This is a genomic window from Mycobacterium sp. IS-1742 (assembly GCF_001500125.1).
In the GTDB taxonomy this organism is placed as follows: domain Bacteria; phylum Actinomycetota; class Actinomycetes; order Mycobacteriales; family Mycobacteriaceae; genus Mycobacterium.
In genome coordinates this window covers 91,090-104,399 of sequence record NZ_LQIV01000012.1, presented here as the reverse complement: position 1 = coordinate 104,399, position 13,310 = coordinate 91,090, and the positions used below count along the sequence as shown (strand labels likewise).

Genomic DNA, 13,310 nt, shown 5'->3' with positions numbered 1-13,310 from the left:
GCTGACGTTACCCGCTGACGGCCAGATTCAGGCGTAGACAGGGCAGGTCGTCGTCGGGTAGGTGGTGGGTGGCCACGACGACGGTGCGGTCGGCCGGGAAAAGCGCACCGGGAGTGAGTAGTTCGGTGAGCAGTCGTGTGGCGTCGTCCGCATCGAGGTGTTCGGTCGGCTCGTCGAGCAGCACGACGGGGAACGACGAGACGAGTGCGCGTGCGAGCAGCAGGCGACGGCGCTGGCCGGCGGAGACCGCGGCGGCGCCGCCGACCAGCACGGTGGACAACCCGTCGGGCAGGTCGTCGAGCCACGGCAGCAGGCCGACCTTCGCGAGCGCGGACCGCAGGTCCGCGTCGGTGGCGTCCCCGCGTGCGACCAGCAGATTGTCCCGCACGGTGGTGCTGAACAGGTGCGCGTCCTCGGCGAAAAACGCGCGGGCACCGGTGAAGTCGTCGGGCTGCTCGGCCATCGCCATCAACAGCGTGGTCTTCCCCGAACCGCTCGGTCCGGTGACGGCCACGCGGTCGCCCCTGTGCAGGGGGATGGGCGGCACCACGGGGCGTCGACGGTCGGCGGGCGCGGGGTCGGTCAGTTCGGACAGCCGCCGGGCGGCGATGCGCGAGCGGGTCAGTTGCACCGCCGCGGCGGGCAGCGCCGTGGTCGCCTCGAACGCGGACAGCGGAAGCAGCATGAGAATCGCCACCGTCGTCGGTGCCACCGATCCGGCGAGTGCGATACCCGCGGCGGCGGCGCCGAGCACGCTGACGCCCATCGCGGCACCGGGGACGGCGGCGGCCAGCGCCGCGGGCGCCGCGGCACGGTCGGCGGCCTCACCCCAATCGTGTTGACGGCGTTGAGCTTCGGCGACCACTCCGGCCAGTCGGCCGCAGACCCGCAGCTCGGCGGCGTGGTCGAGGGCGAGCAGCGCGGCGACGTCGCGATCCGCATGATGGGTCACCGCGGCGTTCTCGGCCGACGCGACCGCGCGTGCGGACAGCGCCGGTGCGGCGACGCCCGCGACGAGCAGGCAGGCCGCCAGCAGTGCCGCGGACCCCGGCGAGATAACAGCCAGCACGCCGACCGCGGCGAGCGACAGCACCGCGGCCACCGCGATCGGCACCACCGCCCGCACGAGCACGTCGGCGAGATCGTCGACCGACGCGCCGATGCGGGCGACCAGTTGACCGCCCGGCAGCCGCATCGCGACCTCCTGCGGCGCCGCGGCGAGCGTGCGGTACAGCCCCGTCCTGGCCTGACCTGCCGCGCGCAACGCGGTGTCGTGGACGGCGAGTCGCTGGCAGTAGCCGAGGAGACCGCGCGAGATGCCCAGCGCCCGCACCGCGACGGCGGCGACGCTCAGATCGAGGACCGGCGGCATCTGCCAGGCCCGGGTGATCAGCCACGCGGCGATGGCGGCCAGGGCCAGGGCGCTGCCCAGCGACAGCACGCCCAGGCCGATCGCGAGCATCAGCCGTCCGAGGCGGGGGCGCAGCAGGTCCACGGCCACGCGCAGCAGGGGGTCAGTGGTCGACAAGGACCTCGCCTCCCATCCTGACGACCTGGTCACCGACGGCCAGCACGCTGTCTCGGTGTCCGACCACCAGAACCGTTGCGCCGGCCCGCGCCCGCGCCGCGATCGCCGCGAGGACCCGGGCTTCCAGCGCCGCGTCGAGGTGGGCGGTCGGCTCGTCGAGCAGCAGCACCGCGGCGTCGGAGCCGAAGACCCTCGCCAGGCCCAGCCGCTGGCGTTGACCGAGCGACAGGCCGACCCCGTCGCGGCCCAGCACGGTGTCGAGGCCATCGGGCAGCCCAGCCAGAACCTCGTCGAATCCGCTGTCCCGGCAGGCACTCTCGACGTCGGTCAGGGGTCCGAACAGGTCGAGGTTGTCGCGGACGGTGCCGGGGATGAGCACCGGCCGGTGCGGCAGCCAGGCGATCTGCCTCCACCACGCGGGCAGGTCGAGTTCGGCGACGTCGACACCGGCGACGGTCACCCGGCCGGACAGCGGCGGGCCGAGCCCGAGGATGGCCTGCAGGGTCGTGGACTTGCCGCAGCCGTTCGGGCCGGTCAGCACCGTCACCCGTCCGGGCAGCAGGTCGGACGGCAAGCCGTCCACGTGGATCACGGCACCGCGTCCCGTCACGGTCTCGGTGCCCGACGACGTCGCGGTGCCCGAGTCGATCAGCGTGAATGCCCGCTCGGCGGCGGTCTTTCCGTCCTGGGCGGCGTGGAACTCGACACCGACGCGGCGCAGTGGCCAGAACACCTCGGGGGCGAGCAGCAGGGCGGCCAGGCCGGCGAAGAGCGTCATGTCGCCGAACACCAATCGCAGCCCGACGCTCACCGCGACCAGCGCAACGCCGAGCGTCGCCAGCAGTTCGAGGACGAGGGCGGACAGGAACGCCACCCGCAGCGTCGCCATCGCCGAGCGGCGGTGGGCGGCGGACAGTTCGGCGATGCGCTGCGCGGATCCGCCCGCGCGGCCGAGCGCGGCCAGGGTGGGGATGCCGGCGACGAGGTCGAGCAGCCGGGACTGCAGCGTCGTCATCGCCGCTAGCGCGGCCGCCGACCGGTCACGGGTCACCAGCCCGATCAGGATCATGAAGATCGGGATCAGCGGCAACGCGATGAGCACGATGACCGCCGAACGCCAGTCGACGACCAGGATCGCGAACACCGCTGCCGGCGTGAGGATCCCGGCGAGGAAGACGGCGGGCAGGTATCCGGTGAAGAACGGCCGCAAACCGTCGAGACCGCGGCTGACCACGGTGGCCGCATCGTCGCGCACCGCGGCCAGCTGCCGCGGCGGCAGCGTGGTCACGGTGTTGAGCACCTGTGCGGACAGGTCGGCGATCACCGCCGTGGCGCCCCGTTGCGACAACCGGCCCTGCAGCCATTGGGCCAGGAACCGCACCGTCCACAGTCCGGCGAGCAGCACCAGCATGGGTGACCACGCCGACAGGGTCCGCGAGCCCGGGTCGGTGATGACCCCGGCCACCACGCGGGCCAGCACGACCGCCGTGGCGATGGTGGTGGCGCTGATCACCACACCGCAGATCACCGATGCGGCCAGGAAGCGCCGCATCGCCGGTGAACTGCGCCAGAGGTTCAGCTCGACCGCCTCCGCAGGCCGATCGGTTCGGGGATGCGTTCGGCGGAGATCCGCTTGCTGAACACCCAGTACGTCCACGCCTGGTACGCGACCACAAGGGGAGCGAAGATGAGCGCCGCCCAGCTCATGATCTTCAACGTGTACGGCGACGAGGACGCGTTGTCGATGGTCAGACTCCAGGCGGGGTCGAGCGTCGAGGGAATCAGCTGGGGATAGAGCGAACCGAACAGCAGCACGACGACGGCCGCCACCACCACCGCGGTGTAGGTGAACGCCCAGCCCTCCCCGCTGCGGCTCCAGACGCGGATCACCGCGGCCAGTTGCGCGACGACGGCGACGGCGAGCACCCACCACGTCCAGCTCTTACCGTAGGACAGCTGCGTCCACAGACCGAACCCGGCGACCAGCACGGTGACCGGCAGTGCCAGCGCGCCGGCGAATCGCAGCGCGTCATCCCGCACGGCGCCTTCGGTTTTCAGCGCGGTGAACACCGCACCGTGCAGGAGGAACAACCCGCAGGTGGCCGACCCGCCGAGGAGGGTGTAGGCGTTGAGCAGGTCGCCGATGGACAAGTGGACCTGCTTGTCGGCGTCGACGGGCAGGCCGCGCACCAGCGCGGCGAACGCCACGCCCCACAGCACCGCGGGTAGCCACGAACCCGTGGCGATACCGATGTCGGCCCAGCGGCGCCAGTCCGGATCGTCGATCTTGCCGCGCCATTCGATCGCCACCACCCGCAGGATCATCGCGAACAGGATGACCAGCAGCGGCAGGTACAGCCCGGAGAACATGGTGGCGTACATGTCGGGGAACGCGGCGAACATCGCCCCGCCCGCGGTGATGAGCCACACCTCGTTGCCGTCCCACACCGGGCCGATGGTGTTGAGGGCGGTGCGCCGGTGCACCTCGACGGCCTCGGGTCCGCGGTCGCGGGCGGCGCGGCCGAAGAAGCCCATCAGCATCCCGACGCCGAAGTCGAAGCCCTCCAGGACGAAGAAGCCGAGGAACAGCACCGCCAGGAGGATGAACCAGAGTTCCTGAAGTCCCATTGTCGTCAACCCCCTCAGTACGCGAAGGACAGAGGTGCGACCTCGTCGTCACCGGGCGGATTGGGGGGAGTGGGTTCGGAGTCGTGTTCCTGTGGACCCTCGGCGACGTAGCGCTTGAGCAGCCAGAACCAGATGACGGCGAGCACGCCGTACACCAGCGTGAGGGTCACCAGTGAGGTGATCACCATCCCGATCGAGTGCCCGGACACGCCCTGGTCCACGGTGAGCCGGACGCTGAGGTCGCCGTCGAGGTTGGGCACCACCACCCACGGCTGCCGGCCCATCTCGGTGAAGATCCAGCCGGCGCTGTTGGCCAGGAACGGGGTCGGAAGCGTGAGCAGCGCGAACCGGGAGAGCCAGCGCTGATGGGCGACGCGGCCGCGGCGGGTCAGCCACAGCGCGGCCGCCGCGAACAGCACGGGTACGGCGAGGAACCCGATCATCGCGCGGAACGACCAGTAGGTGACGAACAGGTTGGGCCGGTAGTCGCCCGGGCCGAACTGCTGCTCGTACTGCTCCTGCAGGTCTTTGACGCCCTCGAGGTGGACACCGCTGAACTCGCCCTCGGCGAGGAACGGCAGCACGTAGGGCACCTCGATGAGGTGGGTGACGCTGTCGCAGTTGTTGTGCGTGCCTACGGTCAGGACCGAGAATGCCGGGTCGGTGGCGCTGTGGCACAACGATTCTGCCGATGCCATCTTCATGGGCTGCTGTTCGAACATCAGCTTGCCCTGGACGTCACCGGTGTAGAACAGCGCGCCGGCGGAGACGACCGCGACCAGACAGCCGAGGATGGTGGCCGGCCGGTAGAGCGCGGCGGCCATGTGCTTCTCGGCCGGTGTCCGCCCCTCGCGGTGCGCCTTGACCATCCACCAGGCGCACACGCACGCGACGAATGTGCCCGCCGTCAGGAACGACCCCGCCACCGCGTGGCTGAACGCGGCGATCGCGGTGTTGTTGGTGAACAACGCGACGATGCTGGTCAGTTCGGCGCGCCCGGTCTCCGGGTTGAACTGCGCGCCCACGGGGTGCTGCATGAACGAGTTCGCCGCGATGATGAAGAACGCGGACATGTTGACCGCGATCGCGACGATCCAGATGCACGCCAGGTGCACGAGGCGGGGCAGGCGCGTCCAGCCGAAGATCCACAGGCCGATGAAGGTGGATTCGAAGAAGAAGGCGGCGAGGCCCTCCATCGCCAGCGGCGCGCCGAAGACGTCACCGACGAAGCGTGAGTATTCGCTCCAGTTCATCCCGAACTGGAACTCCTGGACGATGCCGGTCGCGACGCCGATCGCGAAGTTGATCAGGAACAGTTTGCCGAAGAATCGGGTGAGGCGGTACCACGTCGGGTTGCCGGTGGCCACCCACACGGTCTGCATCACCGCGATCAGCGGCGCGAGGCCGATGGTCAGCGGTACGAAGATGAAGTGGTAGACGGTGGTGATACCGAACTGCCACCGTGACACGTCCAAAGCGTCCATCTGACCAACTCCCGCGATTACCCACGTATCTACGACGAAGTGTAGTAGCGCTGCGGGGTCCTGGACCAGGGACTTTGGTCCCCTACTGGGTGCGTTACGTCACGTTGTCCGCGCGGGACGGGGCGGCGGCCGCCGCGGACTCCCTGCGCATCCGGATCCCGGCGATGACCTCGACGATGCCGATCACGACAAGGATGACGCCGGTCACCTGGGTGAGGGCGACCAGGCCCTCGAGCGGCGCCACGAACATGATGATGCCGGCGATGACGCTGATGACGCCGACGATGATCTCCCAGATCCGGCCCGGCAGTGACTGGTCGCTGAACGCCGACATCGCGGTGGCGACGCCGCGGAAGATGAAGCCGACGCCGATCCAGATCGCCAGCAGGTCGATCGAGTTGGACAGGTTGATGAAGCACAGCACGGCGAGCACCAGGGCGGCGGCGCCGCTGATGAACAACAGCGCGCGCCCGCCGAACGACGAGCGGACGCTGAAGGCCAGGACGACCTGCGCGACACCGGTCACGAGGAGGTACGCGCCGAAGAAGATGGCTGTCACCAGGATGGCCGCACCCGGACGGATGAAGATGAGGACGCCGAGCAGCACCGCCAGGAGACCCGACACCACGGTGTAGATCCACAGGTGCCGCAACATGGTTGGGGCAGCGGTAGTTTCCATGCGCGCAGTGTGGCACAGCGCCGTGTGCGGGGCTGACGATTTGGCGGTACGCCTGTGGCTTCGGTGCCAGGTCGTTAATGTTCCGTTACCGGAAGTGCGTGCCGCGACCGCGATGGTTAACGTCGTCGGTTTGGAGACCGGGAACGGCCCGATGCAAGAGAAAGAGGCAACAGTGTCACGATGCCAGATCCGTACGGGGAAGATGTGGCGCTTCGCAGCGATTTTTGCTGTCAGCGGCGCGATGGCGTTGTCGGGATGTGCGCAGAACACCGACACCACCGGTCCGGCGGAGGAGACGACGGCGGCGACCGCGGAGAAGGTCGACGAGATCGCCAACACGTTGCCGCAGCCGATCAAGGACCGCGGTTCGCTCATCGTCGGCGTCAACGTTCCCTACGCCCCGAACGAGTTCAAGGACCCCAGCGGCAAGATCGTCGGCTTCGACGTCGACCTGATGAACGCGATCGCCTCCACGCTGGGCGTGACGGCCGAGTACCGGGAATCGGACTTCGAGAAGATCATCCCGTCCATCCAGGGCGGCACCTACGACGTCGGTATGTCGTCGTTCACCGACACCAAGGAACGCGAGGAGTCGGTCGACTTCGTGACGTACTTCTCGGCCGGCATCCAGTGGGCGCAGAAGGCGGGCGGCGGCATCGATCCCGCGAACGCCTGCGGTAAGCGGGTCGCCGTGCAGTCGACGACCATCGAGGAGACCGAGGAACTGCCGGCCAAGAGCAAGGCGTGCACCGATGCCGGCAAGCCGGCCATCGAGATCGTGAAATTCGACGAGCAGGACGCGGTGGCCAACGCCGTGGTCCTCGGACAGGCCGATGCGATGTCGGCGGACTCGCCGGTGACCGCCTACGCCGTCAAGCAGAGCAACGGCAAGCTCGAGACGGCCGGTGACATCTTCGACGCGGCGCCCTACGGGTGGCCCGTCGCCAAGGGATCACCGCTGGGCCAGTCGCTGCAGCAGGCGCTCGAGCACCTCATCGAATCCGGCGCCTACGAACAGATCGCGAAGAACTGGGGTGTCGAGGACGGAATGATCGACAAGCCGGTGATCAACGGCGCGATCAGCTAGCGAAACCGACCCGACACGATGACCGATGCCGACTCGTCGCCGCGCGCCGACCCCGCTCCCATCGATGCCGTACCGCTTCGACATCCCTGGCGGTGGGTGGCGGCGGTCGTCATCATCATCCTGGTCGGCCTGTTCCTCTACGGGGCGGCCACCAACGAGGCCTACGGATGGTCGACCTACAGCAAATACCTGTTCGACCAACGTATTTCCGAGGCCGCGTGGAACACCCTCCAGCTGACCATCTTCTCGATGGTGCTCGCGCTGGTGCTCGGCGTGATCCTGGCCGTGATGCGGCTGTCGCCCAATCCGGTGTTCAAATCGGTTGCCTGGGTGTACCTCTGGATCTTCCGCGGCACACCGGTGTACGTGCAGTTGGTCTTCTGGGGGCTGTTCCCGACGCTGTACCAGAACATCCGGATCGGCGTCCCGTTCGGGCCGTCGTTCTTCGAGTTCGATCTGCAGGGTCTGTCGATCAGCTTCACGCTGGCGATCATCGGTCTGGGCCTCAACGAGGCCGCCTACATGGCCGAGATCATCAGGGCCGGAATCAGTTCGGTGCCGGAGGGGCAGTCCGAAGCGTCCACCGCGCTGGGTATGTCATGGGCGATGACGATGCGCCGCACGGTCTTGCCGCAGGCGATGCGTGTCATCATCCCGCCCACCGGCAACGAGATCATCAGCATGCTCAAGACCACCTCGCTGGTGACCGCGGTGCCGTACAGCCTCGAGCTCTACGGCCGGGCCCGCGACATCGCCGGCGTCATCTTCCAGCCCATCCCGCTGCTGATGGTCGCCGCCACCTGGTACCTCGCGATCACCAGCGTGTTGATGGTCGGTCAGTACTACCTCGAGCGCTACTTCTCCCGTGGCGCGTCGCGAAAGCTGACCACCAAACAGCTCGAGGCGCTCGCGAAGGCGCAGAGAGTGGGTGAACACCCGTGACGCCGATGGTCAAAGCCGAAGCCGTCTGCAAGAACTTCGGCGCGCTGCAGGTGCTCCGGGGGGTGACGCTGGAGGTCGAACGGGGCGAGGTGCTGTGCATCGTCGGACCGTCCGGATCCGGGAAGTCGACGTTCCTGCGCTGCATCAACCACCTGGAGCACGTCAACGCCGGACGCCTCTACGTCGACGGCGCCCTGGTCGGCTACCGGGAGCGCGGTGGCCGGCTGCACGAGCTCAAACCCCGTGAGGCGGCCAAGCAGCGCCGCGATGTCGGCATGGTGTTCCAGCACTTCAACCTGTTCCCGCACCGGACGGCGCTGGGCAACGTCGTCGAGGCGCCGCTGCACGTCAAACGGGTGAAGAAGCATGACGCCGAGGCGCGGGCGAAGGATCTGCTCGAACTGGTCGGGCTGGCGGACAAGGCCACCGCCTATCCCGCTCAGCTGTCGGGCGGTCAGCAGCAACGCGTGGCGATCGCGCGGGCGCTGGCGATGAACCCGAAACTCATGCTCTTCGACGAGCCGACGTCGGCGCTCGACCCGGAACTGGTCGGCGAGGTGTTGGGGGTCATGAAGAAGTTGGCCTCGGAGGGTATGACGATGCTCGTGGTCACCCACGAGATGGGGTTCGCCCGCGAGGTCGCCGACAAGCTCGTGTTCATGGACGGCGGGGTGATCGTCGAGTCGGGGAACCCGCGCGAGATGATGGCCAACCCGCGCGAGGAACGCACGAAGGCCTTCCTGTCCAAGGTGATGTAGATGCCCCAGCGGGTGGATCCCGCGACCCCGTTGTGGCGGGCGGCGCAGGTCTTCCGGCTGCTGAGCTGGCTCTACGCACTGGGCTTCCAGCTCGCGGTCAACGACGACCTCGTGCGCCGTGGCGTCGCGTGGACACTGTTCGCCGCACTGACCGCCTGGAGCGGTGCCTGCGCCGTCGCGTATCTGCGGGGGTTCGGGCGCACACCGGCCTGGGTGGCGGCCGAGGTCGGCGTCGTGGCGGCGCTGATGTTGTCGACCGCCCTGGTGGCCGATGACCAGTGGGTGGCCGACAACCAGTCCTGGCCGACGACGCTGTGGGCCACCAATGCCGTCATCTCGGCGGCGATTCTGCGCGGGCCGGTGGCCGGGATGGTCACCGGTCTGGTGGTGATGGCGGCCTACGCCCTGCTCAAGGGTCACGTCACCATCAACGTCTTCCGCAACGCCACGATCGTCATCGAACTCGCGGTCGGGCTGGTGGTGGGGATGGCCGCCCAGACCGCCCGCCGCGCGCACGCCGACCTCGAACGCGCCACCCGTTTGGCCGCCGCACTGGAGGAACGCGAGCGGCTCTCGCGGCACGTTCACGACGGCGCCATCCAGGTGCTGGCGCTCGTCGCGCGCCGGGGCAGGGAGATCGGCGGGGAGACGGCGGAACTGGCCGAACTCGCCGGCGAACAGGAGCGTGCGTTGCGCCGGCTGGTCAGCGATCCCGACACCGCCGACGCGTCCGGCGCCCTGTCCGATGTGGGCGCGCTGCTGCGCCGCCACGCGTCCGACCTGGTCTCGGTCAGCCTGCCGCCCGACCCTGTCCTGCTCGACTCCGACGTCGCGGCCGAACTCTGTGCGGCAGCGGTCAACGCGCTCGACAACGTGACGGCCCACGCCGGTCCGAGCGCCCGGGCGTACGTCCTGGTCGAGGATCTCGGTGACGCGGTGACGGTGAGTGTGCGTGACGACGGGGTGGGCATCGCCGAGGGCCGGCTCGCCGAGGCCGCCGCCGAGGGCCGGATGGGTGTCGCGAAATCGATTGTGGGACGGATGAAGTCGTTGGGCGGGGTGGCCGAGCTGTACACCGAACCGGGTCACGGCACGGAATGGGAGCTGACCGTGCCGCGCAGGCGGCAGGATGGTGGGCGTGGCTGACGAACGGCCGACCACCGTGATGGTGGTCGACGACCATCCCATCTGGCGCGACGCGGTGGCCCGCGATCTCGATGACGACGGCTTCGCCGTGGTCGCGACCGCGGACGGCGTCGAGGCGGCCCGCCGCCGCGCCGCTGTCGTGAAACCGGCCGTGGTGGTGATGGACATGCGGTTGCCCGACGGTGACGGCGCCAGGGCCACCGCCGAGGTGCTCGCGGTGTCACCGGCGTCCCGGGTACTGGTGTTGTCCGCGTCCGACGAACGCGAGGACGTTCTGGAGGCGGTGAAGGCCGGTGCCACCGGCTACCTGGTCAAGAGCGCCTCCAAAGCCGAACTGAGCGACGCGGTGCGCGCGACTGCCGAGGGGCGCGCGGTGTTCACCCCGGGTCTGGCCGGGCTGGTGTTGGGGGAGTACCGGCGCATCGCGCAGCGACCGGACGCCGACGCGTCGGCGCCCACGCTCACCGAACGCGAGACCGAGGTGTTGCGCCATGTGGCGAAGGGGTTGACCGCCAAGCAGATCGCCGCCCGGCTCTCCCTGAGTCACCGCACCGTCGAGAACCATGTGCAGGCGACCTTCCGCAAGCTCCAGGTGGCCAATCGCGTGGAACTCGCGCGCTATGCGATCGAGCACGGGCTCGACGAATAGCGAAGTCGGGTAGTCCTACTCATCCGCACCGGGTGCCCCGGCGTCGACGATGAGTGCATGACCGAACCCCACCGTGCCGTGATCGCCCGGCTGTCGACCGATTTCGCGGCGATCTCCCGGCAACTCGCCCGCGTGTCGGCGGATCTGACCGAGTTGGACCGACTGCTGGCCGACCGGCCGCCCGCTGCGCAGGCGGCGCCGCAACCGCTTCCGATCTACATGCCGTCCCCGGTACCGCGGCCGGTCCCGCCGCTCCCGCCACCACCGCCCGCGCCGCTGCCACCGCCGCCGCCGCGTGTGCGGCGCGAGCGGTCGGAGGGGTGGATCGGCAAGGTGCTGGCGGTGGCCGGCGTGGCCGTGACGCTGATCGGTGTGGTCCTGCTCCTGGTGCTCGCGGCGCAGGCCGGCGTCCTGCGGCCGGAGATCCGTGTGGGCGCGGGCGCAGTGCTCGCGGCGACGCTCGTCGCCGTCGGCTGCCGGCTCAACGCCAGGGACGGTGGCCGGGTGGGCGGTATCGCCTTGGCGGCCACCGGGATCGCCGCGGCGTACTTCGACGTCATCGCCGTCACGACGATCTACCAATGGATCGCCGCCCCCGTCGGTCTGGTGCTCGCCGCGGCCGTCGGCGGGGGCGGGCTCGCGCTGGCCCGCCGGTGGGACTCCGAGCATCTCGGGCTGCTGGTGCTGGTGCCGCTGATCGCACTCGCCCCGGTGCTCACCGACGGGGTGACGCTGCTGCTCGTGTCGTTCATGCTCGCGCTGTCGGCCGCGACGCTTCCGGTGCAGTTGGACAGGGACTGGCTGTGGCTGCATGCCGCCCGGACGGCGGCGGTGACGCTGCCCCTGCTGGCGGCGCTCGTGTTCGACCGCGGCCACGATCTGCTGGTGGCCGGAGCCTGCGGCATCGCCGCGCTGCTCGCTCTGGCCGGTGCCCTGCTTGTGCTGCCACGGACGTCTCGGCGGGTGGCGATGTCGCTGCTCACCGCCGCGGGGGTGGCGCCGGTGCTCTGCGTGTCGCTCACCGCGGACCGGGTGGTGGCGTCGCTGATGAACGCGGCACTGGCCGCGGCGCTGTTGGCGATCGTGTTGAGCGCTCAGTGGCTGCCCGCGGTGGCCGGGCCCGTCCGCCAGATCTGGTCGGCGCTGTCGGCAGTGAGCGCGCTGATCGCGGTCACCGTCGCGTTCGACGGGGAGGTCGCCGCACCGTTGTTGCTGGCGATGGCGGCGGTGGTCGCGGTGGCCGGGCGCCATGACGAGGTCGCCAGGTGGTCGGCGCTCGGGTTCGCCGTGACCGGCGGCGGTCTGTACGTCGCCTACGCACCGCCGAGTGCGCTGGTGTACGCGGTCGAGACCAGCGGCCCCGACGCGGCGGCCGTTTTGGTCTCCAGCCTGCTGCTCATCGCGGCGGCGGTGGCGATCGCGCGCGCCTGGACCGGCCGGACCGGCGCGGGGGAGGACAACGCCCGCATGCTGTGGGCGGCCACGGGGGGCGTCGCCACCTACGCGGTGACGGTGTTCTGCGTGACCACGGGTGTGCTGATCGGCGGTACCGGCGGCGGATTCTTCGGCGGCCACGTGGCCGCGACGATCTGCTGGATCGGCGCCGCTGCGGCCCTGTTCGGATACGCCGCCCGCCGACCCAGGACCGAGCGGCCGCCGTTCCTCGCCGCCGCGCTCGCCCTGGTGAGCGCGGCCATGGCCAAGCTGTTCCTCTTCGACCTGGGCACGCTGGACGGAATCTTCCGGGTGACGGTGTTCCTCGTGGTCGGCCTGATCCTGCTCGGTATGGGTGCCGGCTACGCCCGACTGCTGGCCGTTCAGGACCGCCGGGTGGTGTGAGGAGAGTCACCCCGTATTCTGGAGTCATTCCAGATTGGTGGCCGTTGATACAGACATGAACACAACGCGTCGCACCGAAGCAGAAGTACAGGGATTCACCGCCTCACCCGGGTTCGCTGCCAGCCTGCAGCGTGTCCTGGTCGACCTGATCGAATTGCACCTGCAGGGCAAGCAGGCGCACTGGAACGTCGTCGGCACCAACTTCCGTGACCTGCATCTGCAGCTCGACGAACTGGTCGACTTCGCCCGTGAGGGCAGCGACACCATCGCCGAGCGCCTGCGGGCGCTCGACGCCGTGCCGGACGGCCGGTCCGACACCGTCGCGGCGATGACGAGCCTTCCCGAGTTCCCCGCCTACGAGCGCAGCACCGCGGAGGTGGTCGACCTGATCACCATCCGGATCCACGCCGCCGTCGACACGATGCGCAGCGTCCACGACACCGTCGACGCCGAGGATCCGAGCACCGCGGACATCCTGCATCAACTGATCGACGGCCTGGAGAAGCTGGCCTGGTTGATCAAATCGGAGAACCGGAAGGTCTAAACCGGTCCACGACGGGTACCCGTCCG

At 69.5% G+C, this 13,310-nt stretch carries 12 protein-coding genes; 7 read left to right on the top strand and 5 right to left on the bottom strand.

Annotation, left to right across the window (positions count from 1 at the left end; translation table 11 throughout):
- Positions 1–7: 7 nt before the first annotated feature.
- From AU196_RS09065 to AU196_RS09045, 5 genes are all read right to left on the bottom strand, one after another.
- Entirely contained in the window at positions 8–1,528 is a 1,521-nt protein-coding gene (locus AU196_RS09065) for an ATP-binding cassette domain-containing protein (protein ID WP_059094773.1), read from the bottom strand.
- Positions 1,515–3,080 carry a thiol reductant ABC exporter subunit CydD gene (gene cydD, locus AU196_RS09060; RefSeq protein ID WP_059094772.1) on the bottom strand — a complete coding sequence of 522 codons (1,566 nt, stop codon included), beginning with the start codon at positions 3,078–3,080 and terminating at the stop codon, positions 1,515–1,517. The genes AU196_RS09065 and cydD overlap by 14 nt, the downstream gene beginning before the upstream one ends.
- 23 nt (positions 3,081–3,103) lie before the next feature.
- Positions 3,104–4,156: a cytochrome d ubiquinol oxidase subunit II gene (gene cydB, locus AU196_RS09055; protein WP_059094771.1), complete on the bottom strand. Its 1,053-nt coding sequence runs from the start codon at positions 4,154–4,156 to the stop codon at positions 3,104–3,106.
- Between the two features lie 14 nt (positions 4,157–4,170).
- The gene (locus AU196_RS09050) at positions 4,171–5,640 is read right to left on the bottom strand and encodes a cytochrome ubiquinol oxidase subunit I (RefSeq protein ID WP_059094770.1); all 1,470 of its coding nucleotides are present in this window, start codon (positions 5,638–5,640) and stop codon (positions 4,171–4,173) included.
- Between the two features lie 94 nt (positions 5,641–5,734).
- Positions 5,735–6,319, bottom strand: coding sequence for an HdeD family acid-resistance protein (locus AU196_RS09045; protein ID WP_059094769.1), 585 nt, complete (start codon positions 6,317–6,319; stop codon positions 5,735–5,737).
- 151 nt (positions 6,320–6,470) lie between these two features.
- Between AU196_RS09045 and AU196_RS09040 the strand changes: the two genes are divergently transcribed.
- The 7 genes from AU196_RS09040 to AU196_RS09010 are packed head-to-tail and all read left to right on the top strand — an operon-like array spanning position 6,471 to position 13,284.
- Positions 6,471–7,406 carry an ABC transporter substrate-binding protein gene (locus AU196_RS09040; protein WP_059094951.1) on the top strand — a complete coding sequence of 312 codons (936 nt, stop codon included), beginning with the start codon at positions 6,471–6,473 and terminating at the stop codon, positions 7,404–7,406.
- A gap of 18 nt (positions 7,407–7,424) precedes the next feature.
- Positions 7,425–8,348, top strand: a complete 924-nt coding sequence (locus AU196_RS09035; protein WP_059094768.1) for an amino acid ABC transporter permease — start codon at positions 7,425–7,427, stop codon at positions 8,346–8,348.
- Positions 8,349–8,353: 5 nt separating this feature from the next.
- Positions 8,354–9,106 carry an amino acid ABC transporter ATP-binding protein gene (locus AU196_RS09030; protein WP_059094950.1) on the top strand — a complete coding sequence of 251 codons (753 nt, stop codon included), beginning with the start codon at positions 8,354–8,356 and terminating at the stop codon, positions 9,104–9,106.
- On the top strand, positions 9,107–10,252 hold the full coding sequence (gene macS, locus AU196_RS09025; protein ID WP_059094767.1) for a MacS family sensor histidine kinase: 1,146 nt from the start codon (positions 9,107–9,109) through the stop codon (positions 10,250–10,252).
- 19 nt (positions 10,253–10,271) lie between these two features.
- Positions 10,272–10,901 carry a response regulator gene (locus tag AU196_RS09020; protein ID WP_502687234.1) on the top strand — a complete coding sequence of 210 codons (630 nt, stop codon included), beginning with the start codon at positions 10,272–10,274 and terminating at the stop codon, positions 10,899–10,901.
- A gap of 57 nt (positions 10,902–10,958) precedes the next feature.
- Positions 10,959–12,740: a DUF2339 domain-containing protein gene (locus AU196_RS09015; protein WP_059094766.1), complete on the top strand. Its 1,782-nt coding sequence runs from the start codon at positions 10,959–10,961 to the stop codon at positions 12,738–12,740.
- 55 nt (positions 12,741–12,795) lie between these two features.
- Positions 12,796–13,284: a Dps family protein gene (locus tag AU196_RS09010; protein WP_059094765.1), complete on the top strand. Its 489-nt coding sequence runs from the start codon at positions 12,796–12,798 to the stop codon at positions 13,282–13,284.
- Positions 13,285–13,310: the final 26 nt, after the last annotated feature.

Bases quoted from the DNA above. Each gene is read 5' to 3' on its own strand.
- AU196_RS09015 (WP_059094766.1), top strand. From the start codon at position 10,959: ATGACCGAACCCCACCGTGCCGTGATCGCCCGGCTGTCGACCGATTTC.
- AU196_RS09010 (WP_059094765.1), top strand. From the start codon at position 12,796: ATGAACACAACGCGTCGCACCGAAGCAGAAGTACAGGGATTCACCGCC.
- AU196_RS09020 (WP_502687234.1), top strand. From the start codon at position 10,272: ATGGTGGTCGACGACCATCCCATCTGGCGCGACGCGGTGGCCCGCGAT.
- macS (WP_059094767.1), top strand. From the start codon at position 9,107: ATGCCCCAGCGGGTGGATCCCGCGACCCCGTTGTGGCGGGCGGCGCAG.
- cydB (WP_059094771.1), bottom strand. From the start codon at position 4,156: ATGGGACTTCAGGAACTCTGGTTCATCCTCCTGGCGGTGCTGTTCCTC.
- AU196_RS09030 (WP_059094950.1), top strand. From the start codon at position 8,354: ATGGTCAAAGCCGAAGCCGTCTGCAAGAACTTCGGCGCGCTGCAGGTG.
- AU196_RS09045 (WP_059094769.1), bottom strand. From the start codon at position 6,319: ATGGAAACTACCGCTGCCCCAACCATGTTGCGGCACCTGTGGATCTAC.
- AU196_RS09040 (WP_059094951.1), top strand. From the start codon at position 6,471: ATGCAAGAGAAAGAGGCAACAGTGTCACGATGCCAGATCCGTACGGGG.
- cydD (WP_059094772.1), bottom strand. From the start codon at position 3,080: ATGCGGCGCTTCCTGGCCGCATCGGTGATCTGCGGTGTGGTGATCAGC.
- AU196_RS09050 (WP_059094770.1), bottom strand. From the start codon at position 5,640: ATGGACGCTTTGGACGTGTCACGGTGGCAGTTCGGTATCACCACCGTC.
- AU196_RS09035 (WP_059094768.1), top strand. From the start codon at position 7,425: ATGACCGATGCCGACTCGTCGCCGCGCGCCGACCCCGCTCCCATCGAT.